Source organism: Syntrophales bacterium (assembly GCA_026417625.1).
Lineage (GTDB): Bacteria > Desulfobacterota > Syntrophia > Syntrophales > UBA8958 > JAOACW01.
Map to the genome: position 1 here is coordinate 1 of JAOACW010000011.1, position 23,579 is coordinate 23,579.

Consider the following 23,579-nt stretch of genomic DNA (forward strand, 5'->3'; position numbering starts at 1 on the left):
GAAATTCAAGTACTGTGGTAGGAGTCCTAGTGCTAGCGGTTCTTGTAGCAAAAGCCCGACAAAAGGCCTTGTGCTTAATCGCTAATCGACATGAATTTTTCAACTTTTTGAGAGGGGTGAGCAACCAGTTTACCCCTCCGCTCACCAATGAATTTAAGGAGATGCGCCTATGGGGTGGTCAATTCAGTGTAACAACCCTGATTGCAAAGAATACACATGGGCATCGAACATAGTAGATTTGATAGACAATCATACCGACTCTCAAGGATGGTTTGTTTGCGGGCGTTGTGGTGCTTCCGGTTTCATCAAAAAATCCTTCGACTTGCAAGAGCCAGGTGAAACGTGGAAGCCATATTTGCGTGGGGCCATTCGCCTCGGAGATCCAGAGGAAACTTATCAGCCTTTTGTTTTCATGGTCAGCTACGAACCAAATGGGACGGTCAATGACCTATGGTTCTCTTACTACAAAGACCTTCGTGAAACTGGAGGTCGCCTAAAATTGGGCTATGGTCCAGGTGGCCCTCCAGTTTTGGGAACAGAGCAGATATTGTTCTTGCTAAAAACCTTGACGAAGCTCGGCTTGATAGACAAAAACAAAATTATAGAGTTGGTGGAATAACAACCGCATCAACTAGGATTGACAATTCCGTTGCGCTCTGTACTAGCCCCCATTTACACCAGACACCCTTCTAACCAAAATACGTCCGTCCGCCAGAGGCGCATACATCATCCCTATAAAAAGCTTAAGATGAGATCTCCAAGTAGGATGATGAAAGAATAAGGATAGTGGGAATAGCTCTTTTTTAGAAAGCAATAGAAACTCACATAAGTTTCCTCTGTTTAATGTATGTTCAGTTGATTTTGTGCTGTAACTTTAAAAACCTGCCGAGGTGTTTGTCCAATTTTGTTGTATGATTTAAAAGCCAATCCGTAACCAGTATCTGCGCCTTAAAAAGAAGAAATACCCTGTGAGTATTGAGGTCTTTTCTTATCTCCTCTTTAAATGCAGTGAAATAATCTGTAAACTGCCTGTGTTGATTTATCTGGAGGTCCACAAAGGGGTAATCAATCTCTCTCATAAGCTCCTCTTCTGTTTGAAAGTGCTCAACAACATAATTACTCAAAAATTCAATGAGATTGTTTAATTGCGAATAATCATATGCCCTGTCCATAGCCTCTACGAGACTGCTGGCATGTTCAATGAGACTTTTATGCTGTTCGTCTATGACCGGATGACCGATAAGCATGGAATCATCCCAGCGGACAGCAAGACCTGCTTCGCCGCTACTCTCGTGGATACCGGTTTCAAGGAATCGCTTGCAACGTTCATAGTATACCCGGGCAACAGTATCACCCGGTGCAATATCCAAACACTGAGACAACATATCCATTGCCTCAGGGATTTTTTTCAGGTGATAATGGGCAAGAGCTTCTTCAAAAATCCCTTTAGTCTCCATTTTTGCCTTTCTCAATTTTAAAGGATCCTTATCAAAGACCTCATATATAGATTGACATTGCTGTTTCCCCTTAACCTTTACCCTGTCGACAAAACGGATATGATAAACTGAAGAATCATGAAGGCTATAATATGTATGTTCGCTTATTAAAATCGATGTCATATAATCTTTTGTCATGGATTCTATACGCGAGGCAAGGTTCACGGCATCACTTATCACTGTACTTTCCATATAGTGTTTTCCCCCTATTATTCCAAGCATCATCAGGCCTGTATTGATGCCAATACCTATTTTTATTGATTTATGCCCTTTTCTCTCCAGCGCTGAATTGTAAGCCTCAAGTTCTTCAAGCATACCTATTGCGCCCTTTAATGCCGAATCAGCACCCTGTGGAAAAAGTGCCATGATCCCATCACCTATATACTTGTCTATGATCCCTCCTGAATTTGCAATAACCGGCTCCATCCTTTCGAGGTAAGAATTTATAAAAGAAAAATTATCCTTAGGTGACATATTTTCCGAAATGGCTGTAAAATCTCTTATATCAGAAAAAAGTATCGTCATGGTGATCTCTATATGGTCACCAAGCTCTACATTCATTATATTGTCTTTGCCCATCAATTTAATAAATTCCTGGGGAACAAAACGACTGTACGCATCAATTATTTTATCAATGGATTTATCCATGGACATCCATCAACCTATTTGAAAGATTTTCCGCATCAGTGTCCCATATTCCACTAAGAGGCATCGCCAGAGGCAAGAAAAGCAGCCGTTTTTGCCACCTCTTCTAGCTCACCACTTCTCAAAAGCGTCTGATCGATAAAGGTCACTGTTCGGCAATGCTATTGGTAACACAAGACAACGTTTTTTATAAGAACAAGTTTTGCTCCTCTCTATTTATCCAACAGCATCTCCACGTGCTCAAGAAACTGTGCGATCACCCCAATTGCTTAACCAGTCTGTGGATCACTGTTCTTTTAACCACGAGGCTATCTCTTCTTTCGTTGGAATCTTACCCATAGATTTCACTTTTCCGTTCACCATAACGGCTGGAGTGGAGAGAACCCCGTGTTTCGCGTACTCTTTAACATCCTTTACCTTCGTTATAGTGGCCTCTGTTCTTGTCTCCTCTAGGACCTCCTTGACCATTTTTTCAACAGCCCCACAACGGGCACATCCTGGCCCAAAAATCTTTATTTCCATATTAAACCCCCTTCAGTTTTTTTAAGCCACATGTTCAAAAAACTATCCCCAAAAACCCATTTAAGCTTAATGGCCCACATACGCCGCCTTGGGTTTTATATATACCCAAAACAGCATTGTCAATCTCAGTTCACCTGTACCCATTTGAAAACATCAAGACCGAAAGACCAAGGGAGAGCTCACAATTCAGAATTTCTTTACATTAAAGTCAACTATAATTACTCACACCATTTCGCACATTTCTCTCTTTTTCCCCTGAACAATCTCCACGAGGTATTCCGCCTTTAAGGTATCAAAGTTATAATAATCCGCATCGAGAAGATAAGCCATCCTTGCAGCCAAGTCGGTTTTAAGAAAATTTCTCTTATCTTCTGTATCTATAACGATGTAGTCCGTTGACGGTAGTTTTTTGAGATAAAAGGACAACCTCTTTAACTCTTCCCAGACAGGAATACCCGATATGCTGTGGTTAGCCCGCCCGTCAGTGATGAGTACAACCAAGAACCTCATATAAGGTGTTTTTAAAGTCATCTTTTTTACAAGGTTATACGTTTCCAAAAGACCAGCAGACAGTGGAGTTTTCCCTCCCACAGGCAATCCTTTCAATCTTTTATACGCCATTTCCACACTGGATGTGGGAGGAAGTACCACTTCCGCACTATCTTTGCGAAAAAGTACCAGAGCAACCTTGTCCCTCTTCTGATAGCAATCGAGAAGCAATGACTGTATAGCTCCTTTCGTCTCTATCATTCTTTTATTAACACCCATAGAACCGGAACCATCAACAACAAATACAACAAGGTGTCCTGTTCTCTTCTCTCTCTGTTTGAACCTCAAATCCTCATCTCGGAGAATTATCTTGTCCTTTCTTCCCCGTAAGATCTGAAATGGTGCCGCCGCACGGATCGTAGCATCAAAAGCAATATCACCGTTTCTTCTCAATACACTACGTATATATCTACCGGATGCGCCCCGGCTTATCGTCTTGGTTCTTCTACCTCCTCCACGGCGGATAATCCTATCTTTCTTTAGTAAAAAACGGCGAACCTTAAATGAAGATCCTATTTCGAAAACGTGTTCCTTTGACCTAGTCTCCCCAATGTAACGGACATTAGCACAGCAATCTCCTTTCTCTCCTACATTAGAGTACTTCTCCCCTCTATCTCGCCACTCAGAATGGTCATGATGGCGTTCATGATCAGCAGAACCATTCCCCATTTTTTGTACAGCTTCATGCACAAGATGATCTTCATCAAAACATGACTTCCTATGAGCAAAAACAAAAGGAGAAACCACATCCACATGCTCCTTAGACACTTCGGTGGCACCGGTAAAGGCAGCAAAGGCGCGGGAAGCGTATAACAGAAAAATTTCGCCTCTGTGTCCCTCAATTTTATTTGTTACACACAAATCAACTATGTACTCCATAATCCGCTCTGAAATACGAATATCACTGAGCCCCAAACGGGCATTTGCGATCCTACGTCTTAGCTCTTCATCACCGTCAGGCGGATCATTGTCCAAAAACCTACGCAACACATCTGCCCTCTCTTCAAAATCAGGGTGAGAAACAAAAAATACACACATGCCGAAACGATCAAGGAGGTGGGGTGAAAGCTCTCCCTCATCTGGGTTCATGGTAGCTACAACAATAAAATCACTAAAAGGAGGGGAATCTTCTGAGAGAGATAAACTCATACCCTGTTTTTTTAACAGCACACTTAATATTTCCGGAGGGAGAAGGTTTATATCATCTATATACAGAATTCCACCCGCAGCACGATCCAGTACCCCCTTCTGGACCACCTTCGCTCCACTTTTGATGCTCGCTTCAATATCTAAGCTCCCTACGAGGGATTCTATTGTAACGTTTAAAGGGAGCTCCACATACGGCATCCCATCCTGCAAAAGATTCCTGACCTGCCTTGCCAAGGTGGATTTGCCACAGCCTCTTCCCCCAACAAAGAGCACACCACCACAGTTCTTATCAATGGCATTAAGAACCAAAGCGAGCTTTGCATTTTCATGACCAACAAAACTTGAAATTAGCATAAGATTAATACTCCGCTAGTAAAGATAAAACCTTTTCGTGACTGTGTTCCACATCCTCAAATGGTGAACGCTTTAACCTGTGACTCAGTGCTAGTGCGGCCGCCTCTTTGATATCAGACTCTTCAATGGATGATTTTCCATATAAGGCAGCAATAGCTCTGGATGCTTTCATTATTACTATATCCGCTCTATGGCCATCAATGTTAAAAGATGAGGTGATCTCTACAATCCTCTCCAGCACTTCATTCGTCAGGACAATACTTTCCAGTTTAGCTTTAGCATTTGCGATTGTTGTGGCAAGGGACCTCTGTTCATGTTCCCATCGCTTGGCAAAAGTCTCCGGATCTGCATCAAAAGAAGCTCTTCGTCGGAGTATTTCCACTCGTAATTCTTTGTCAGTTACAGACGAGACTCGGACACACAATCCAAAGCGATCAAGAAGCTGGGGACGGAGATCGCCCTCCTCAGGATTCATTGTCCCCACAAGGATGAACCTCGAGGGATGAGAAAAGGAGACACCCTCCCTTTCAACAGTGTTTACACCCATAGCAGCGGAGTCGAGTAAAAGATCCACCAGGTGGTCCTCCAAAAGATTAACTTCATCCACGTAGAGAAAGTTTCTGTTGGCCTCAGCAAGAATCCCCGGTTCGAATCTCTTCTCCCCTCTTTTCAGGGCATACTCAATGTCCAATGTTCCCACCAGCCTATCTTCCGTAATACCAAGGGGCAATTCCACAACCCGCATTTTCTTGTGTGCCCGCTCGAGCACCCCTTTTCTTTCTATAGATTCCTTACACCTCTGACACAATGGACCATCAGGGTCACAATTGAAGGGACAGTCCTTGACAACCTCGATCTCTGGAAGCAACTCTGCAAGAGCACGAACTGCGGTACTCTTGGCTGTCCCCTTCTCACCCATTATCAGCAAACCACCAATGGTAGGATCAATAACGTTTATGACCAGTGCTTTCTTCAACGCCTCCTGACCCACAATAGCTGTAAAAGGAAAAACTATCATTTACTTTCCTCCCATTCTTCTCTCCATTTTGACGCATCAGCTACAGTATAGATATCTATGTTACCTCCCTGAAAATCGCCACGGACATTTTCCATCCGCTCCTCCAAAAAACCCTCGATCTCCATGTAGATTTCCCTCAAAGCTCCCTCAACGTCAGGAGAAGGTGTCCAGAGTCCCCTTTCTGTAGCTTCCAACAATCTTCGGGCCATTTCTTCTAAGGCCCATGGGTTACTCTCCGCAAAAAACCTTCTATTTTCTTCATTCATAACGAAGGTCCGTGCGATATCGTCAAAAATCGTTCCGTCCACCTCTTTAGCCGTTGCCTGCCAACCGTACAATCTACCAACCCTTTTGCTTATTTCACTTGCTCCTTTGTAACCGTGCCTCTTCATGCTTTCAATCCATCGAGGATTGAGAATCTTAGCCCTCGCTATCCTCTGTATCTCCTCGGCAAGTGTTCTCACTGTTACACGGTTCGGTTCCCTCGTATCACCGTAAAAATTTTTAACATCTTTACCTGTTAAAACCCTTGTGGCATTGATCATTCCACCATGAGTTCCAAAATACCCACAGCAACTTGTCAAATCATATTCGTCAGTCACTGCCTTATTGAAGGTAACTTCCACGGTTCTTAAAGCACCTCTTAAACCCTCATGAGCTGGGGTCCCAAAAACCCCTTTCCCATACGCATAACCGTTCCACCTAACAAAAACTTCTGCAAGATCAGCCTCCGATCTCCATGCAGATGCATAAACAGCAAGTTGTGTCCCCGCTTGATAGGTTCCTGGCATACTGGCAAATATCCGATAAGTATATTTGCGAAAAAGCTCATCAGAAATAACCGAATGATGATCATGGCTCTGAGCACTTTCTTTCCTGATCTTTTCAAAAGTGTGTTTCTTCACAAAATTCCATTCCGGCAACTCATCAAGAGAAGCCACATGCTGCACGATTTCGTCTAAAAGCTCAATACATCCAGGGAAGTTATCCCTCGTTATTCCCGACACTCTCACCGTTACGTCAATCCTGGGTCTACCAATCTCTGACAGTGGTATCACTTCGAACCCCTTTACCCTTCCACTTTTGTCCCACACAGGTTTTACCCCCATGAGATACATCATCATTGCCATTCCTTCTCCACCAGACCACATAATGTCACTACACTGCCAATAAAAAGCGATGTTCTCTGGATACCTCCCCTCCGATTTAAAAAATCTCTCAACTGTTTTCTCCGCCAATTTTATTCCAATCAGCCAAGCTGATGGCGTGGGGATTCTTCGGGGATCAAGGGAGTAAAAATTACGTCCAGTAGGCAGCACATCGCTCCTGCCCCGTGTGATTAAGCCTGAAGGACCCGGCTCTATATAGCCACCGCTTAGGCCATTTAGGAATGAACCAATCTCATCAGAAGCTTCTATACGGACAATAACCTCTTTTATTCTCTCCTCTACTTTTGCAAGCCGAATGTGATCCTCCTTTTTTATGGTGTAAAGTTCCTCAAGTTGAGTCCTTAAGGATGTTCTTCCTAAAACAAAATTACGGCAAAGGTCCCTTAAACATTCATCAATTTTTTCCTCCAGAGCATCTTCACCCAAGAGTCCTTGTCGGGCTATTATGTCCCTTAACACGCTCTTGGGGGCATCGGAAGAATCATCGAAACGAATGATAGAATAAACAAAATCCGCTAATTTTTCCCCACAAGGGACCTCTCCGAATACGTGCATTCCTTCTGGGAAAAAGGTGCTCTTCATTAAGGAAAGTCTTTCATGAAGTTCCTGGAAATTGTTATGGGTTCTCTCTCCAGTTTCTATCTCTTCCTCCAACAAATTTAGCTGTTTGGCTTTATCATGGATCATATGTGCTATTGTATGGGCCTTTGCAGGTTCTTGGACCTCATACCTCCTGTATTCTTCCAGCAATCTTTCCAGTTCCTCCATTTCTCCATATAGTTCTCCTTTAACCAACACCGTCTGCATATGGTCCACTATAACAGCGTAGCTCCTCCTCTTGGCCACCGTTCCTTCAGCTGGATTATCCGCATTGTATATGTAAAGATGAGGCATAGAATCTACAGCAATATCAGGGAAACACATCTGCGAGAGACCGGAAGATTTTCCCGGTAAAAACTCCAAATTTCCATGTGTACCTACATGGACTATAACATCGGTTTTGAAAATCCTGGATAACCATCTGTACGTAGCAACGTAATGATGAGGGGGTGGCACAGAAGGATCATGAAGGATCTTACAAACCTCACCATCACAACGTGCCCCAGCACAACCTCTCTTTGGTTGAACACAAATTACAACATTCCCAAACCTCACACCCGTAATCAGTATCTTCCCCTCATACACCATAGACGTGCCCGGAGGATCCCCCCAAGCGGCACACATCCTCTCGCGACTACTTTCCTGAAGTTCTTCAAACCATTCCTCGTACTGCTCCCTATCAACGAAATCTAATACGCCCCCCTTATCCACTATCTCCTCAACCGTCGTCCATCGGAACTCAGAAATAGCTTTTTTTTCCATTATTTCCTCAATTAGAGCACTTCCACTTTCCGGTGGTATCACATCGTAACCCTGCTCCTTCATCCGCCGCATAATAACAACAACACTCTCCAGTGTATCAAGGTGCGCCCCACCTCCTACCGTACCTTCCAGAGAAGCACAGGGATTGTTGTGAAGGATAAAAGCTACCTTCTTCTCACTATTTGGCTTCTTCCTCAGCTCTAACCATCGGGCAACGCGCTGAGCCATACGCTCTATCCTTTCATTAAAGGGAGCGTAGATATCACCATCCGAACCGGAAATACTTTGCACCGCACCGATCACCAAAGGTTCAATTACACCCTCAAACTCCGGCAAGGCTATGCTCCACGCTACCTGCACACCTAACCCTTCGGGGTCCTCAAGCCATTCCTTTTTACTCCGGTAATAAGAAATCACAGGATTAAACAGCGGAATGTTCAACTGCTTGAATATATCGACCCCTCCTTTCGCACCCGAAATATCTTCATCCCCTTTACCGGACCCCAAAAAGAAAGATGTTAATTTAACAACACCTTCCACAATTGGCCTGCCATCCTTCAGAAAAAACCTCTCCACAACATCTCTTCCGCTTAAATTCCCCAAAGAATCATCCTTCAATGAATAAAGAAAAACGGGAACAACACCAAAGTTAAGCTTTTCCATCGACTCTATAAAAGCCTTCTCCACCTCCATATTCCCAGTGACCCAGTTGGTCCGCGGATAGAGAAGACCAACAAAAGCCTTTGGGGTGAACAAAAGGTGTTGTTGATAAAAACGGAGAAATGACTCGGTATCTTCAAATATCCCATCAATCCGAGGGTGATGAATACCCTCCCAGGGTATTTCCACAGGTTCTGAAAATGGTAAGTCCTTTTGAAAAAGCTGGGAGAGGAGATAACAGAACATGTTCTGGATATTCTCAAAACCGTTAAAGATCAAATAGCGGTAAACGGTAAAAGCGATCTCAGTAGACACATTTGACAAAGCCATAAAAGTTGGATCACTGCCCGTCACGACTACAGGGATACTTTTTTTTGCAGCACTAAGCGTATCCTCCAATTCCCCCCAGAAGGGATCATTTGTTCTGTAAAGCAATATGAGATCTGCATCGAGCATCTCCGCCTGGATTTTCTTTACTATTTCGGGAGCTGTGCTCAGCACTTTAGTGGAATAAGAAAGAAGATCAATTCCCAGAACTTCTGCTGCGCGTTTCATAAGGGGAAGGTAACTTGACCAGCTTATCGCAAAGATTTTCATCGCCTTTCCTCCGTTATTCGTTGTATCTTGCAATCAAACGGGATCCCCACAGGAACAAAAGAGTCGCGTAAATCGTAAGTACAAGAAGCGAAACAAGACCCTCTCCATCGAAAATCGTCTTTCTTATGAGGATACTCGTATGGGTAAGAGGCAAGAGGTATATAAATGACTTCAACACAAATGGGAGCTCATTTATGGGGAAAAATGTTCCGCTAAAAAAAGCCATAGGCATGATGAATAAATTTGAATAAGTCGCTGTCTCTTCATGGGATTTCGTGCGCATACCAACGACAACACCCAGGCTCGAGAAGAGAAAACAGTTTACAAACAGTGAAATGAGCAGTGGCATGGTTATGGAAAAATGAGAAGATGCGAGTATTCCAGCAATGATGATAAGAGATGAGGCAAAGATCCCCTTTACCATTCCTGCTAGAACTTCTCCTATCATAATGGAAGATGGAGAAATTGGAGCCTGGATGAAAATCTGGAACGTCCTAAAGTACAGTCTGTTAATATTCAGAGAACTGGCGATCCACGCATAAGAATTGTACATAGAACTCATAGCAACCAATCCAGGCAGTAAAAAGGCTAGATAATCACCATCACCGATCTGAACGTTCCGTCCCAATCCGAAACCAAAGGCCACAAGGTATATAAGAGGAACAATCATAGCTGAAAAGAGATATCCCAACTTCAGGAGTTTTCTTTTAAAGTGCAACATTTCCTTCAAAAAAACAGGATACCACTCTGCCCTAATCACTCTATCCTCTCACCCGTTAATTTTATAAACACGTCTTCCAGATTCGACCTGCGGATCGTCACGTTTTCATCTATACCTTTTGCAATTTGGTGTGCCTCATCACGACTTCTGCATATATGTTGTATAAGCTTCCCCTCCCCGTTTATGTATTCCACAACGTATTCCCCCACCGTACCCTTCAAACGCGAAGGGGTATCCACCGCGATTAAACGCCCCCGAGATATAATACCCACCCTATCACAGAGAGCCTCAGCCTCTTCAATGTAATGGGTTGTTAGAATCACGGTCCGCCCATCCATTTGCGTTCTCCTCACTATATCCCAGAGGTGACGTCTTATCTGAGGATCTAACCCCGTGGATGGTTCATCGAGAAATATAACCTGTGGTTGGGTAAGAAGGGCTCTAGCTAAAAGCAACCGTCTCTTCATACCACCAGAATACTCCGAAACTACCTGATTCCTTCTCTCCCAGAGATCCACCATCTTAAGATGCTCGTTGATCGCCTGATCCAAATTATCTACACCATGCAACATTCCATAAATGAGGAGATTTTCGTACGCCGTTAACTCAAGATCGAGATTGTTTTCTTGGGGCACAACCCCAATAATCTTTCTAATCTCCCTGGGATGCTCCCTAACATCAAACCCACCAACTTTGCACGTACCCCCATCTGGAAGGCTAAGTGTGGTCATGACTCTAATGGTTGTGGTTTTACCTGCACCATTTGGTCCTAGAAGCCCAAAAATCTCCCCCTGCACCACAGTAAACGTAACATCATCTATAGCTTTCAACTCCCCGTAAGTTTTTGTAAGGTTCTTCAACTCTATTATCGTTCGATTTTTGGGCATAAGAACCTCTGTCCATTTACGGCAAAAATACTACAGCTGACCTTGTATATTTCCTTTATATTTTTCTCTGTTATTATCTCATCGGGTGGTCCTTGATTTACAACTTTACCGTCGTCCATCAAAACCACATAATCGGAAAACTGAAGAGCCAAATTGGGATCGTGGAGTGTCATTAGAGCAATGAGTTGCCTTTCGATAACGAGCTTTCTCAAGGTGTTCAAAACCAGCACCTGATGACGAAAATCGAGATGGGCCGTTGGTTCATCCAGTAGCAAACATGGAGCCTCCTGGGCCAACGCACGGGCTATTAAAACGAGCTGTCTTTCCCCTCCACTTACAGCTGTGTAAGGCCTGTCCTTCAGGGGAACAATCCCAAGGGTCTGCAATGTTCTCTCCGCAATTCCATAATCCTGAGGAGATGGAAGGGCAAATGGAGATATATAGGGTGCTCTTCCCATCAGTACAACCTCAAGTACTGTGTAAGGGAAAGGCGGCACATGATCTTGGGGAACCGCTGCAAAAATCCGCGCCCTTTCAGTAACAGAAAGAGCCGACACATCATTCCCATTCACCATTATCTGGCCCCTAGAGGCAGACCATAAACCCGTTAAACATTTAAGAAGAGTGGTTTTTCCTGATCCATTGGGTCCCAAAATGGCAGTTACCAATCCCTTACTCACGGCAAAGGACACCCCTTGTAGCACCTCTTTTCCGAGTGAGTGATGTGCATAATAAAGGTCTCTAACTTCCAACATTCACCTTACCTCCCCCAGCTTTCCCTTCCCCCCTTTTTGAGTAGGTAAACAAAAAAGGGGGCTCCAGTAATAGCCGTCACCAAACCCACAGGAAGATCGTAAGCGGTAAGGACTCTCGCTATCGTATCAGCAGTTATGAGAAACGCCGCTCCACCAGACATAGAAAGAGGTATCAGTAATCTATGATCGGGACCGGAAATCATCCTAACGAGATGTGGCACCATAAGTCCAACCCAACCAATTATGCCGCTTGCCGACACGGCAGTGCTCACCGCTAAGGTGGACGCTGTGATGAAAATAGCCCTGTCTCTCTTGATATCTACCCCCATCGCCCTAGCTTCCTCACCCATGCTTATCACATTCAGACGCCATCTCATTAGGTAGATAGGAGTCAAACCCAAAAGAGAAGTGAGACCCACAATAAAAACAGACTTCCACTCCGCAAGGGAAAAACTACCCATCAACCAATATACTATGTTCTGAAGCTTTGCGGGATCCACGAGGAATTTAACGATGGACACTAAAGCGGTAAAAAAAGCTGAAACCACTACTCCAGAAAGTACCATTGTTAAACGACTTTCATGCCCCCATTGAGATATCCAGCACGTGAGCAAAACCGCCAGAATTCCGAAGGAAAAAGCAAAAAGCGATGTCGTATAGTAAGGCAAAAAACCGATGGAAATGGCGCAACCAAACGCTGCCCCAGCGGAAATGCCCAGAATGTAAGGATCCACAAGGGGATTACGAAACAAACCCTGAAATGTAGCACCTGTGGCTGCCAGTACAACACCTACAATTCCTGCGAGGAGGATCCTACACAGGCGGATATCAAATACTACCACCCATTCAGCGCTGTCGAAACTTCCACTTGGATTAAGAATTGCGCGGACAAAAAAACGGAGAACATCCGTAACTGCAATGTCATACGAACCGACAAACAGAGATAAAATCCCCACAAATAATGGGGAAAGCAGAATGATAAAGTATAGAGATCTTCTAGGTCTCAAAAAACTCCTCCATGACTGCTCGGAATGCCAAAAAATTTACGATAAAAACGGTCTGCGGTGAGCGTAAAACTCACCTCCTTAAAAAGGTCCGGATGGATCTTCATAGCCATCCACAGTGCCAGCAGGGCAACTCGGGGTGACCACGTGGACCACTCCGGGGCCTTATACACCCTGCCCTTTTTCACCGCATTAACAATTCTCCAACGAGGGTTGTTCAATATTTGGTGCACACCGTACCTTGCACTTCCCCAGATGAAAATCACATCAGGATTCCACTTGATGATTTGCTCCAAAGATACCTCTATGTTGCGGTACGGTAGATCGCCCGCAGGATTTTTTCCGCCACCAATACTTATCAACTCGTGACTTATGCTGTGACGACACGCAACTGTTGTAGGTCTGGATCCCAGCCAGAGCACTCGGGGGATCTGTGACTCCCGTAAATAAGCTAAACGTGCACGTATATCCCTCAAAACCGACTCCATCTCAACTATCACACGGGATACCCGCTGTTCACACTGAAAAATTCTACCTAAAAGGCGCATAAATTCGCAGAGTTCATTAATAGTCTCCGGATACTCAGCGATAATCCTGAATCCCTTCCTCTCCAAGAAACGGACTTGCTCTGGTGTTGCCGCCCAGGTGATTATCAACTCCGGTTTAACTCCTACAAGGACCTCTAGATTTATATCCGTCCCACCACCAACAATAGGGTACAGTTTACTCACGTTTGGCCGGGCTGCCATCAAAAGATCATTTTTTATAGCATATCTACTCAGTCCCACCACGCGATCCCAGATCTCAAGGACCGGGATCAATTCATACATCTGGAGGAACACAACTCTCTTTACAGGAACAGGAATTTCCACATGTCGACCCAATCTATCTACGTGACGAAGAGCAGTGGCAGCAACCGAAGGACGAGCTGCCACTGCTATACCCACAAAGAGAACCACTGGTAAGAAAGTGAGAATTTGTAAGGATCTTAAAATACGTAAGTCCTCGTTATACATCTCTTTAAAACTTCAATTCCAACTCCGCGAACCACAACCTTCCCGGTGCCCTGTATGATTCATAGTGTTCCTCTCCAAACACATTTTCCACAGTGATGGATGCCTTTATGTGTTTGTTAAACTTATACGAAACCTTCGTATCCCACCTAAAGAAAGGATCGTAGGAACCAGGAACGCTGTTAACAGTATCCTTATTCTCATCATCTGTGTAGCGCTTACTGAGATACCTGCCAGTCACAGACGCAAAAAAGGCCCCTCTCTCAAGCTCTGCTGTTACGTTGAACATCTTATCTGGTACGTATGTCAATCTCTTATCCACTGTGGAGGGTTTGGCAATATTTTCCTTGATTCTTGCATCTTGATAAGTAAAGTTCCCCACTAAACGCAACCAATCTGCGATACGTTGTTCCATCTCCAAAGAAACACCTCTGCACTCGGCTTTACCAGCATTTATGAAGACATCTTCCCTAACCCATATACCACCACTCTGAACAGTATCACCAGTTTTCCTGTAAATAAGGTCTTTGAGGTGGTTTTCAAAATAGGTAACACCAAAGCCAGCACCTCTCCAAAGTTGCTGCTTTACTCCCATATCCCATGCCCAAACCTTCTCTGGTTGTAGATCGGGGTTACCTTTGTACGTAACTCTAGGGGAAGACTGACTAGACCCAGTTCCTGTTCCAACCCAGGTTCTATAAAGTTCGTATATAGTTGGTGGACGGAACGCTTTTCCCACAGAACCTTTCAGAGTAGTTTTCTCAAAGGGCCTGTAGACCAGCGACAACTTGGGACTGAAAGACGAAGAACTACGTGAATCGTATGTCTTTGCAAAAGCACCAGTTCCAAATTGGTTCGCATAACCATCGTACGTTCTCCACCAATCGCCCCTAAGACCAACAAACACGCTCAAATTTTCCAGAATAGCAATCTCATCCTGGGCATAAACCGCGAAAACCTCATCCTTACCTCCAGAATTGTACGTCAAGTCCTTTTTTGAATCCTCATCTTTGTAGTACTTGACATTATGCTCCTCCGTGTTTGCCCTTCCCAACTTGTAAGAAACACCCAACGTTAAAAAGTGCATCTTCAGTAGCGGAATAGAAAACTGTAAATCGCTCAGGAAGTTCTGATTAGGACTGCTGGAGAGTTTGCCATTTTCACCGCTCAGAGTCGCGTACGGTGATGTAGCAGTATTGGGCAAAGTGTACCAGTTCTTTTCCACATCATTCAAACCAACTGTAAGCTTCGATTTTACAGATCCTATCTCTGTCTCCAATTGGGCATCGTATATGTTAATTACTCTCATGCCCATCCCGCTCGTGTAAGCACTTTCCCTCACCGTACTCGAACCTGACGTGTAGGAATAAACGGGATTCCCATTGGCATCCCTTATGTACGTGTGAGGTTCGTCATAGTTGTACTTATAGCGGGTCCTCATGAGGGAGAGCTTCAGGTTGGCTTTTGTACTTAAAGCGTAGGCGGTTCGGACACTTAAACTATCATCCCACCAGGTGTTATCTCCTTTGTCACCGATCAGATAATTCGTCGCTCCCTGCGTAGAAGAGATGTAGGACCACCCTGTATACCCACTTGGTGGTTTTACAGAGGTGGTTACGAGATCCTTCGGATAACCGTTTGTGGCTTTGTACCCATAGCTAACAAGGAGCTTCCAATTATTAGTTAGTTTATCACCGTACGAAATGTAATACGTCTGGAGATCATCAAGACTTTCTCCTCGATGCCAGCTCGTTCCATAACCACCCCTTAAAATGAGTTCCCTTTTCTCGGGTAATCGGGTGATGATATTCACCACCCCTCCCATCGCATAACCCCCGTAGAGACTGGAATATGGTCCCTGTGCTACCTCGATTTTTTCAACATCACCTGTTGCCATGCTTGTAAGCGTAACATCTCCCGTATAGGCACTGTTTAGAGGTATACCATCTTTCATCACAAGTGTTCGGCTTTGACCAGGTATACCGCGGAGTGTCACCGATGATAGAGTATCCATCAAGTTCGTCCGTCTTACAAATACACCTGGAAGCGCATTCATAGCGCTATCAACTGTAATAACGTTTCTCTTCTCAAAATCTTCTTTTGATATTAGCCTTGTTTCACCAGGCACTGCTTCCAAACTCTTCTCCGTCCTAGTGGAAGTAACTACAATGTCCTTCATCCTGGTTTCATAAAGCCCATCAGCCATGACATGAGAAACTGTGAAACAAATAAAAACAAGCGTCATACACAATCGCTTCATACAAGAACCTCCCCAAACAATCTTTACAATCCACCTCCTCTTTGCTAGGATATTATGAGGTGGTTCGATCAATCACCTTTAAAACGAGGTGGGGGTGGTATCCGCAGCCCCCATCTCACACCTCGGTACGCTAACTTTCAGACCTAACCCTTAACACCCCCTCTCAATGTTCACTCTAGTTTGAACCAGACTGTCAGTAATGCCCGACAATCCACGTGCTTTCCATTACGTATGGCAGGAATGAAAGTGGATCTTTTCACAGCCTCTATTGCCGCTTCTGTAAATCCAAGTTCACCAGGTTGAACAACTTCAACATGTCTTAGAACACCGTGCTTATCTATAAAAAGACGCAAAACAACGTGCCCCTCTCTGCCCAACCGCTTGGCCAAAAAAGGATACACCGGTTTTTCTTGGTGGAGAAATTTAGGTCCTTCTGAATTTCCAAAACTCGTATCTAACACTGTTAGACCTGATGCGGAAAATCCAGCGGCGGATGTAACATCTTTTGAACTCACTCCAGCTGTAACATCAGACGGAACCACATCCTTTTTCTCTAACTCCACAGACTGCACATCTTTCACCGGCATTGGAGAAGTATAAGGTAACTCACGCCCCTGATCAGGAACCGTATCAGATAACTTGGGTATGCTCTTTTTTACAGTTTCCCTCCGAGATAAATCACTTTCCCTGCGAAGATCACTATAAGAAACTAAAGACACATGAATGGTATCCGAGCGAGTAGAAACTCCAATAGCTGGGGCGATAAAAAAAAGCGAAAAAACAAGAAGATGCAAAACAATCGACGAAACTATACCAATCTCTTTCTCTGAAAATCCCGAGTACTGCCCCATAATTTGTGTTATTTATATAAAAAACGTGCTACGAAATGACAATAAAATTTCAGTTAGACACGTTGGTTGAAATACTCAACGATGCATTCACAACACCTTTTAACGATCTCAGAGAGTTGAACAGGTTATCAATCACAGAAAATCTCCCCTTTACAGCAACAACTTCCAGACAATTGTGATGATCAAGATGGATGTGCTGGGAAGACTTAATTACCTCTAAATAGTTATGCTGAATATCTGTTATTCTATTCAGCAGTTCCCTCTGATGGTGATCGTAAATAAACGTTATTGCACCTGCGACTTCACGGTCCTCCTCAATCTCCTTCTTTGCCAGTTCCTGACGTATAAGGTCACGTATCGCCTCGGACCTGTTAGTATAGTGCCTTCTTCTGATCAGCTGATCAAAACTCTCAAGTAACCACCTATCAACCGATATACCGAAACGTACAAGATCCGACATGCCCATCGTGTTACTTTTTACAATTTCATAGCATTACGAAGGCGTACTGTCAACTATTTTCCTCTTGCCCATTTACCATTAATTATTTAAATTAATAAGGGGTACTCATAATAAAAAAGGAGAAGATGCAATGGCAGGCCCATTAACTGGTTTGAAGATCCTCGATTTTACAACTCTCCTACCCGGCCCATATGCCACCATGTTCCTCGCAGATTTAGGTGCCGATGTCTTGCGAGTAGTTGCACCATCTCGTCCCGACCTCGTTGAGCTCCTGCCTCCCAAAATACCAGGAACGGAAATGGGTGCCGTGTCTGCATATTTAGGTAGGGGGAAACGAAACTTATCCTTGAATCTCAAAGATCCAAGAGGAATCAAGATAATTCACCAGTTGATCATGGATTACGATATAATAGTCGAACAGTTCCGCCCCGGAGTAATGGCCAAACTTGGGCTTGATTACGAGAGTCTTAAAAAGGTAAATCCAGCTATTATCTATTGCTCCATAAGTGGGTACGGACAAACAGGGCCCCTAAAGGAAAGGGCAGGGCACGATATAAACTATCTTGCCCTCTCCGGCTTGATGTCTTATTCAGGTCGAAAAGAAACAGGACCAGTTCTAACGGGGATGCAAATAGCCGATATCGCTTCTGGATCCTACAACGCTATTTTAGGAATCCTTGCGTCAGTTATATACCGAATGAAAACTGGAAAAGGTCAGTACATAGATATCTCCATGACAGACGGAGTTGTGGCATTTAACGCTATGGCCGGGGCAGCTTTTTTAGTTGATGGTAAAGAACCGGGTAGGGAGGGTAACTGGCTGAACGGAGGATCTCTTTACGATTTTTACGAAACAAAAGATGGAGAATACATAAGCGTGGGAAGTCTGGAACCTCAGTTCTTTGCAGCTTTCTGCCGTGCTATAGGTAGACCAGATTTAATCCAGGAAACTGTGGTACCCAAAAACCTGGACAAAGTGAAGAACGAGATCAGAGATATATTTCGCTCCAAAACGCGGGACGAATGGGTGGCCATCTTTAAAAACGAAGACTGCTGTGTAGAACCCGTTCTTTCATTAACAGAGGCGTTCAACAGTGAAAACGTAAAGGCCAGAGAAATGGTTGTTGATGTACCTCTGCCAAACGGGGGATCGGTGCGTCAACTGGCTAACCCCATCCGGTTTTCAGAAACCAAACAAGAATATAAAAGCATAGCCGTTCCCTCAGGATTCCACAACCGAGAGGTACTTAAGGAGCTCGGTTACACAGACGAAGAAATAGACGAATTCCAAAAAACGGGTCTGTTCTCATAAGAACAGAGGAAATAAACTGAAAGGAGGAATGTGTATGCCGACCTATGAGTATCAATGCGAGGGATGCAAACATCAGTTCTCTGTAGTTCAGCGTATTTCCGACCACGGTAAAACAGAGGTTACCTGTCCCAACTGTAAAAGCACGAAAGTCAAACAGCAAATTTCAATATTTCAGGTAAAAACGAGCAAGAAAAGCTAAAAATGAAATCTTAAAACGCAGGGTAGTCAATGCCTAGAACGGCAAATTCTTGAAGAAGGCATTGGACCCTGCGTGCAGTCGAACCTTCGAACTTTATTTTCCCTTTCCCCAATCCAATAAGAAGGTTAACTTTTCTTTTTTACCCTTTGACCTCCCTTTTTCAAAGATGACGGTGGATTGTTAACTTTTTCATCTCTGCTCTCAAAATCTTTAACGGTAAGCCCTGTCACTTTGTAATTGAACTCGTAATTTAGGGCCCCACTCCAATCCTCCTGATAAACCCCCTTATAGCGTGTCCCATCCACTGGACCAACAGGTTTCCCATAGGTGTAAAACCAATTAACAATGGGACTGCCTGTAAATCCGAGGGCAATCCAGTACGCTCCAGGCATAAGTTCCGGACTTTCATTCCTGAAATCGAAGGCTGTCCATCTGTAGCCGGGCTTTAGTGACAATGCATCTAAGGGTACCATATCACTGGTTGCGATTAATTCCCCTGGTTTTCCCTTGTTGTCTCTATAAAGATCTACCCACAGCCAACCATCACCACCGAAATTATGAAGAGCAAGGGCTACTTCCTGAAGCTTCAATGGTCGCTTCAATATGAATACCTGTGCATACTGAATTAGTTTAGTTGTTACATACTCTGCTGTCTCCACAAAAAAATTCTTCCTCATCTCAAATGTACCCGATCCCGTCTCCTGAGTAGTACGAGGAAAAGCAAAATCCACATCCTCAGGGAATTCCAGATTCCCAAAAACGTAAGGGATCTCGTAACGCAACTTTTTCTTCTGCTCCTCCGTCGGCGGTGGAGGAAGCGGTGGCGGAGGTTCAACTTTCACTGGTTCAAACATGGCTTTTACATTGGGCGTTAACAGGAGATTACGAGGACCATAAGATTCCCGAACCCCCGCGACTTTTATTTTGTCCAATCTGAAAGAAACAGATATATTTTCCTGAAGCAGGGGTTGCTTTGCGTCCTTCAACTGTGCCCAACGGAGCAAGCCATCATTTTTAGTTTCGTTATTATCCACTCCCACCTCAACCCTTATAAAGCGATTCGATACAAAAAGAACAGTGTTCTGAGGATCAAAAGGAGCCCACCCCAGATCAGGAAACCACACCTCAATCCACGAATGTCTCCCCTGACCCATCTTTAGTGTTAAGGTTCCCTTTTCCAACTCGATATCATAGGGGTGATTGAGAGTAATACCATTTACAATGCGTACTGGTATTCCCGAAGCCCGGAGCAGTGCGGCACTCAAGTGTGAATAGTTTTGGCAGTTACCCTTCCCTGATTCTAACGTATAAAGGGCATCGTACCTAACCGGAGGCGTGACGTACTTTACATTGTCTACGACCCAAGAAACAATACGCAAAACTGCATCGAATTCTGTATTCACGCCCCTCGTAAGTTTTTCGGCCAATTCTTTTATCTTGGGGTGATCGGATTGGACAAGCTCCGTAGCTCGCAAATAATCTTGAAGATCTCCTTTTATTTCAGTCAGTGGAAACGGTGCCCTTGTTTCCAGGATTTTTAAAGTAGTTGCGCTTTTTACATGACAGGAGAGTCGCGCGTCTATACTTCTGGGAGGCGAAAACCACGTTGCCGTTACTATAGTATTGCCCCTTTTGTCATTTGATCTCGACTGACTTCCTGGCTCAGGATTGAAGACCAACCTAAAATCACTTATCTCCTGGCTATACGTCGGCGAAGAGAAACTCTCCGGTATCACAAAACTCAAAACAAGCTCGTTTATTCCTCCCTCCAGCGTGATCTTGTCTTGAAGTTCATAGATAAACGAAGATTCCATATTACCCGTTAACGTGAAGTTCTCGCTTCGGATATGCCCGGGGAAAACTAGAAGGAGTAAAACAACTAAAATCAACGATACATTGTGCTTATTCATTTTTCTACCCTGGAAATTTCTAAAAATCACACGGTTTGCATATAAATTCCCTAACCTTCAGGTCAAAAAAATTAAAACTGTTGGCAGGTTTTAAAATTAAGGCTGTATCCACTCCCGACTCTGTCCCACCGAGTGCTATAACGTCTTTATCAGTTCGCACAAGCCCAGCATCAGCTACCATCAACGTTATTTCGATGGCCACCTTTGTACCCTGACCAAAAACCCTTAAGGTATAGGCTATGATCTCCTCAAGCTCATACGTACCCAATTTACGGCGCACCGCTCTACCCACACCACCAAAGGCATGTTGTCCCGTATATACTGTAACACCCATACCCTCGAGTTTTCTTCTAGTAGTTAAGTCCATTTCCTGAAGATTCGGTTCGACAAAACCTGTAACATGGGTTACTGTAATTATACGCGCCTTATCTCCCAGTATCTCCCTTGCCATGAAGGCCGTTTCTCCTGTGCAGGATGGAACCACTACTGTATCAATCCCCGTTGTCACAACAGTCCTCAAAACCGCCTCCAAAACATCCCTCGTATTGCCAGGTCCAGGTTTATCAAAGAGCAGACACTCACCGATTGTACGTGACATCACTACCCCCTTTACTTCTCTATTGATTATCTTCTTATTCCATACTAACAGAAAAGATAACTTATCAGCAAACAGAAAGTTTCGGGAGTTTACCATCATGAAAGTAGTTACTGTTTCCGAAATGAGAGAAATTGATAAATATGCAATTGAATATCTAAATATCAGAGAAGAAATCCTTATGGAAAATGCGGGTCTCGCCGCCTATCAAGTTATCGAGAGAGAAGTAGGTAAAATCAAAGGGAAAATAGTCGTTGTAGTATGCGGAACGGGCAATAATGGAGGTGACGGACTCGTAGTAAGCCGCAAAATACATTCCCAAGGTGGTGATGTTCGTGTTTTCATAGTAGGATCTCACACTCAGTTCAAGGGGGCAACACAGCTCAACTTTCAAATAGTCAAAAATTTAAATATACCGGTTCACATAAACCCCTCCCAAGAACTACTCAGCAAAGATCTCTCAGAGTGTGATTGCATAATTGACGCCATTTTCGGCACAGGCCTTTCACGTCCGATTGATGGTTACATCAGAGAGATTATTGAGACCATCAATGAAAGTGGGAAAAAAGTGCTAAGTCTCGACATCCCATCAGGGGTAAATGGGAATACGGGTATTATCATGGGTACAGCAATTAAAGCTCATGCAACGGTGACTTTTGGTTTACCAAAACTAGGGAACCTTCTATACCCAGGATTCAAAATGGGAGGCAAATTGTACATAAGTAATATATCCTTGCCACCTGAACTTCTGGAAAAGGACTCACTGAAAGTTGCCGTTAACGAGCCTCCACCTTTACCACCACGAGATCCCGAAGCACACAAAGGCAGTGTTGGAGACTGTCTCTTCATAGCCGGATCATCCGGATACTATGGAGCTCCGTATCTTGCAGCCATGTCCTTCTACAAAGCAGGAGGTGGATATTCCCGTCTCGCAACTCCTCGTTCAATAGTAGGCTTTCTCTCCCGGGGCGGCAGTGAAATTGTATTTCTACCACAAGATGAAACCAATGAGGGTACAATCGCATACAGCAACCTGGATAAATTACTTTCTCTTGCTGATAGAGTGGATATTGTTGTTGTTGGACCGGGTCTATCCCTTCACGAGGAAACAAAAAAGCTCGTTCGCAGCCTCACCGCTGAAATTAAAAAACCACTTCTCATCGATGGTGATGGCATAACGGCCATTGCTGACTCACAGGATGTTATAAGGTCAAGAGAAAAACCCACTATTATTACCCCCCATCCGGGGGAAATGACCCGTCTAACAAAGATGACCATTCATGAATTAACAAAAGACAGAGTAGAGATCCTAAGAAAAACATCTGATAAACTGCGTTCTATCATCGTACTCAAGGGGGCTCACACATTAATTGGGTATCCTGATGGACGAGTACTGATCAACACGACAGGAAACGCAGGGATGGCGACGGCAGGGTCCGGTGATGTGCTCACAGGAACAATTGCAGCCATGTACGGGTCCGGTTTATCCATCGAAGATGCGGTAGCCAAAGGTGTTTACATACACGGCCGTGCCGGAGATATTGCTGCCTCCCGTCTGGGCATGGATGGCATCACCGCTTCAGATATTATGGAAACTCTGCCTTACGCACTTCAAGAAGAACGCTTGAAGCAACCTGTGGAAAAGGCCTACACTGAAATCTGAATTTTATTTCCACGACTGCCTCATTGCAATAGCCTCAATCTCTATTTGAGCATTTCTCGGCAGCCGGGCCACTTGAACCGTTGTCCTTGCGGGGTAATCCCTCTCAAAGAAACGGGCGTATATCTCATTCACCACAGGGAAATCATCCATATCAACTAGAAAAAGGGTTACTTTTACAACATCCTCAAGGTCCACACCAGCCGACCTAAGAACCTCTCTCAAGTTGTTCAACGCCTGTTCGGCCGCTTTGGCAACATTGCCCGTCACAACTTCTCCCGTCTTTGGATCGATGGGAATCTGTCCCGAACAGAAAATAAATGGACCCGCCTCAACTGCTGAAGAATAGGGTCCAATTGCGGGAACAGTTTCGCAAATGATCGCATTTTTTTTCATAACTCGGCCCTCCTTATCATCATGTTATTACTTTA

The 23,579-nt window shown here is 44.2% G+C and carries 19 protein-coding genes; 3 read left to right on the forward strand and 16 right to left on the reverse strand.

Annotated elements, in window-relative coordinates; translation table 11 throughout:
* Nucleotides 1–169: 169 nt before the first annotated feature.
* Complete coding sequence (locus N2317_07395) at nt 170–619, forward strand: hypothetical protein (GenBank protein MCX7817317.1); 450 nt, start codon at nt 170–172, stop codon at nt 617–619.
* A 232-nt stretch (nt 620–851) separates the two neighbouring features.
* On the opposite strand, the gene N2317_07400 is transcribed toward N2317_07395, so the two are convergent.
* From N2317_07400 to nikR, 13 genes are all read right to left on the reverse strand, one after another.
* The gene (locus N2317_07400) at nt 852–2,150 is read right to left on the reverse strand and encodes a bacteriohemerythrin (protein ID MCX7817318.1); all 1,299 of its coding nucleotides are present in this window, start codon (nt 2,148–2,150) and stop codon (nt 852–854) included.
* Nucleotides 2,151–2,426: 276 nt separating this feature from the next.
* Nucleotides 2,427–2,663 carry a thioredoxin family protein gene (locus N2317_07405; protein ID MCX7817319.1) on the reverse strand — a complete coding sequence of 79 codons (237 nt, stop codon included), beginning with the start codon at nt 2,661–2,663 and terminating at the stop codon, nt 2,427–2,429.
* 222 nt (nt 2,664–2,885) lie between these two features.
* Complete coding sequence (locus N2317_07410) at nt 2,886–4,715, reverse strand: AAA family ATPase (protein ID MCX7817320.1); 1,830 nt, start codon at nt 4,713–4,715, stop codon at nt 2,886–2,888.
* A 4-nt stretch (nt 4,716–4,719) separates the two neighbouring features.
* On the reverse strand, nt 4,720–5,733 hold the full coding sequence (locus N2317_07415) for an ATP-binding protein (GenBank protein MCX7817321.1): 1,014 nt from the start codon (nt 5,731–5,733) through the stop codon (nt 4,720–4,722).
* Nucleotides 5,730–9,521 (reverse strand): cobaltochelatase subunit CobN, encoded by a 3,792-nt coding sequence (gene cobN, locus N2317_07420; protein ID MCX7817322.1) that lies wholly within the window; start codon nt 9,519–9,521, stop codon nt 5,730–5,732. The genes N2317_07415 and cobN overlap by 4 nt, the downstream gene beginning before the upstream one ends.
* A 13-nt stretch (nt 9,522–9,534) precedes the next feature.
* Nucleotides 9,535–10,281, reverse strand: coding sequence for an ABC transporter permease (locus N2317_07425; GenBank protein ID MCX7817323.1), 747 nt, complete (start codon nt 10,279–10,281; stop codon nt 9,535–9,537).
* Entirely contained in the window at nt 10,278–11,129 is an 852-nt protein-coding gene (locus N2317_07430) for an ATP-binding cassette domain-containing protein (protein MCX7817324.1), read from the reverse strand. The genes N2317_07425 and N2317_07430 overlap by 4 nt, the downstream gene beginning before the upstream one ends.
* The gene (locus tag N2317_07435) at nt 11,108–11,884 is read right to left on the reverse strand and encodes an ABC transporter ATP-binding protein (protein MCX7817325.1); all 777 of its coding nucleotides are present in this window, start codon (nt 11,882–11,884) and stop codon (nt 11,108–11,110) included. Before N2317_07435 ends, N2317_07430 begins: the two co-directional genes overlap by 22 nt.
* Before the next feature lie 5 nt (nt 11,885–11,889).
* On the reverse strand, nt 11,890–12,891 hold the full coding sequence (locus N2317_07440) for an iron ABC transporter permease (protein ID MCX7817326.1): 1,002 nt from the start codon (nt 12,889–12,891) through the stop codon (nt 11,890–11,892).
* Nucleotides 12,888–13,904 (reverse strand): ABC transporter substrate-binding protein, encoded by a 1,017-nt coding sequence (locus tag N2317_07445; GenBank protein ID MCX7817327.1) that lies wholly within the window; start codon nt 13,902–13,904, stop codon nt 12,888–12,890. Before N2317_07445 ends, N2317_07440 begins: the two co-directional genes overlap by 4 nt.
* 4 nt (nt 13,905–13,908) lie before the next feature.
* Entirely contained in the window at nt 13,909–16,161 is a 2,253-nt protein-coding gene (locus N2317_07450) for a TonB-dependent receptor (GenBank protein MCX7817328.1), read from the reverse strand.
* 170 nt (nt 16,162–16,331) lie between these two features.
* A complete protein-coding gene (locus N2317_07455; GenBank protein ID MCX7817329.1) occupies nt 16,332–17,012 on the reverse strand; it encodes a TonB family protein in 681 nt (226 codons plus the stop codon).
* 49 nt (nt 17,013–17,061) lie between these two features.
* On the reverse strand, nt 17,062–17,472 hold the full coding sequence (nikR, locus tag N2317_07460) for a nickel-responsive transcriptional regulator NikR (GenBank protein MCX7817330.1): 411 nt from the start codon (nt 17,470–17,472) through the stop codon (nt 17,062–17,064).
* 130 nt (nt 17,473–17,602) lie between these two features.
* Between nikR and N2317_07465 the strand changes: the two genes are divergently transcribed.
* Nucleotides 17,603–18,784, forward strand: a complete 1,182-nt coding sequence (locus N2317_07465) for a CoA transferase (protein ID MCX7817331.1) — start codon at nt 17,603–17,605, stop codon at nt 18,782–18,784.
* A 324-nt stretch (nt 18,785–19,108) separates the two neighbouring features.
* Here N2317_07465 and N2317_07470 read toward each other — a convergent pair whose 3' ends face one another.
* Both N2317_07470 and N2317_07475 read right to left on the reverse strand, forming a co-directional pair.
* Nucleotides 19,109–20,893, reverse strand: coding sequence for a transglutaminase-like domain-containing protein (locus N2317_07470; protein MCX7817332.1), 1,785 nt, complete (start codon nt 20,891–20,893; stop codon nt 19,109–19,111).
* A 19-nt stretch (nt 20,894–20,912) separates the two neighbouring features.
* Nucleotides 20,913–21,491, reverse strand: a complete 579-nt coding sequence (locus tag N2317_07475; protein MCX7817333.1) for a hypothetical protein — start codon at nt 21,489–21,491, stop codon at nt 20,913–20,915.
* 97 nt (nt 21,492–21,588) lie between these two features.
* Between N2317_07475 and N2317_07480 the strand changes: the two genes are divergently transcribed.
* Nucleotides 21,589–23,151: an NAD(P)H-hydrate dehydratase gene (locus N2317_07480; protein MCX7817334.1), complete on the forward strand. Its 1,563-nt coding sequence runs from the start codon at nt 21,589–21,591 to the stop codon at nt 23,149–23,151.
* Between the two features lie 3 nt (nt 23,152–23,154).
* Here N2317_07480 and N2317_07485 read toward each other — a convergent pair whose 3' ends face one another.
* Nucleotides 23,155–23,544: a RidA family protein gene (locus N2317_07485; protein ID MCX7817335.1), complete on the reverse strand. Its 390-nt coding sequence runs from the start codon at nt 23,542–23,544 to the stop codon at nt 23,155–23,157.
* Nucleotides 23,545–23,579 lie beyond the last annotated feature (35 nt).

Bases quoted from the DNA above. Each gene is read 5' to 3' on its own strand.
- N2317_07395 (MCX7817317.1), top strand. From the start codon at position 170: ATGGGGTGGTCAATTCAGTGTAACAACCCTGATTGCAAAGAATACACA.
- N2317_07400 (MCX7817318.1), bottom strand. From the start codon at position 2,150: ATGTCCATGGATAAATCCATTGATAAAATAATTGATGCGTACAGTCGT.
- N2317_07405 (MCX7817319.1), bottom strand. From the start codon at position 2,663: ATGGAAATAAAGATTTTTGGGCCAGGATGTGCCCGTTGTGGGGCTGTT.
- N2317_07410 (MCX7817320.1), bottom strand. From the start codon at position 4,715: ATGCTAATTTCAAGTTTTGTTGGTCATGAAAATGCAAAGCTCGCTTTG.
- N2317_07415 (MCX7817321.1), bottom strand. From the start codon at position 5,733: ATGATAGTTTTTCCTTTTACAGCTATTGTGGGTCAGGAGGCGTTGAAG.
- cobN (MCX7817322.1), bottom strand. From the start codon at position 9,521: ATGAAAATCTTTGCGATAAGCTGGTCAAGTTACCTTCCCCTTATGAAA.
- N2317_07430 (MCX7817324.1), bottom strand. From the start codon at position 11,129: ATGCCCAAAAATCGAACGATAATAGAGTTGAAGAACCTTACAAAAACT.
- N2317_07435 (MCX7817325.1), bottom strand. From the start codon at position 11,884: ATGTTGGAAGTTAGAGACCTTTATTATGCACATCACTCACTCGGAAAA.
- N2317_07445 (MCX7817327.1), bottom strand. From the start codon at position 13,904: ATGTATAACGAGGACTTACGTATTTTAAGATCCTTACAAATTCTCACT.
- N2317_07450 (MCX7817328.1), bottom strand. From the start codon at position 16,161: ATGAAGCGATTGTGTATGACGCTTGTTTTTATTTGTTTCACAGTTTCT.
- N2317_07455 (MCX7817329.1), bottom strand. From the start codon at position 17,012: ATGGGGCAGTACTCGGGATTTTCAGAGAAAGAGATTGGTATAGTTTCG.
- nikR (MCX7817330.1), bottom strand. From the start codon at position 17,472: ATGTCGGATCTTGTACGTTTCGGTATATCGGTTGATAGGTGGTTACTT.
- N2317_07465 (MCX7817331.1), top strand. From the start codon at position 17,603: ATGGCAGGCCCATTAACTGGTTTGAAGATCCTCGATTTTACAACTCTC.
- N2317_07470 (MCX7817332.1), bottom strand. From the start codon at position 20,893: ATGAATAAGCACAATGTATCGTTGATTTTAGTTGTTTTACTCCTTCTA.
- N2317_07475 (MCX7817333.1), bottom strand. From the start codon at position 21,491: ATGTCACGTACAATCGGTGAGTGTCTGCTCTTTGATAAACCTGGACCT.
- N2317_07480 (MCX7817334.1), top strand. From the start codon at position 21,589: ATGAAAGTAGTTACTGTTTCCGAAATGAGAGAAATTGATAAATATGCA.
- N2317_07485 (MCX7817335.1), bottom strand. From the start codon at position 23,544: ATGAAAAAAAATGCGATCATTTGCGAAACTGTTCCCGCAATTGGACCC.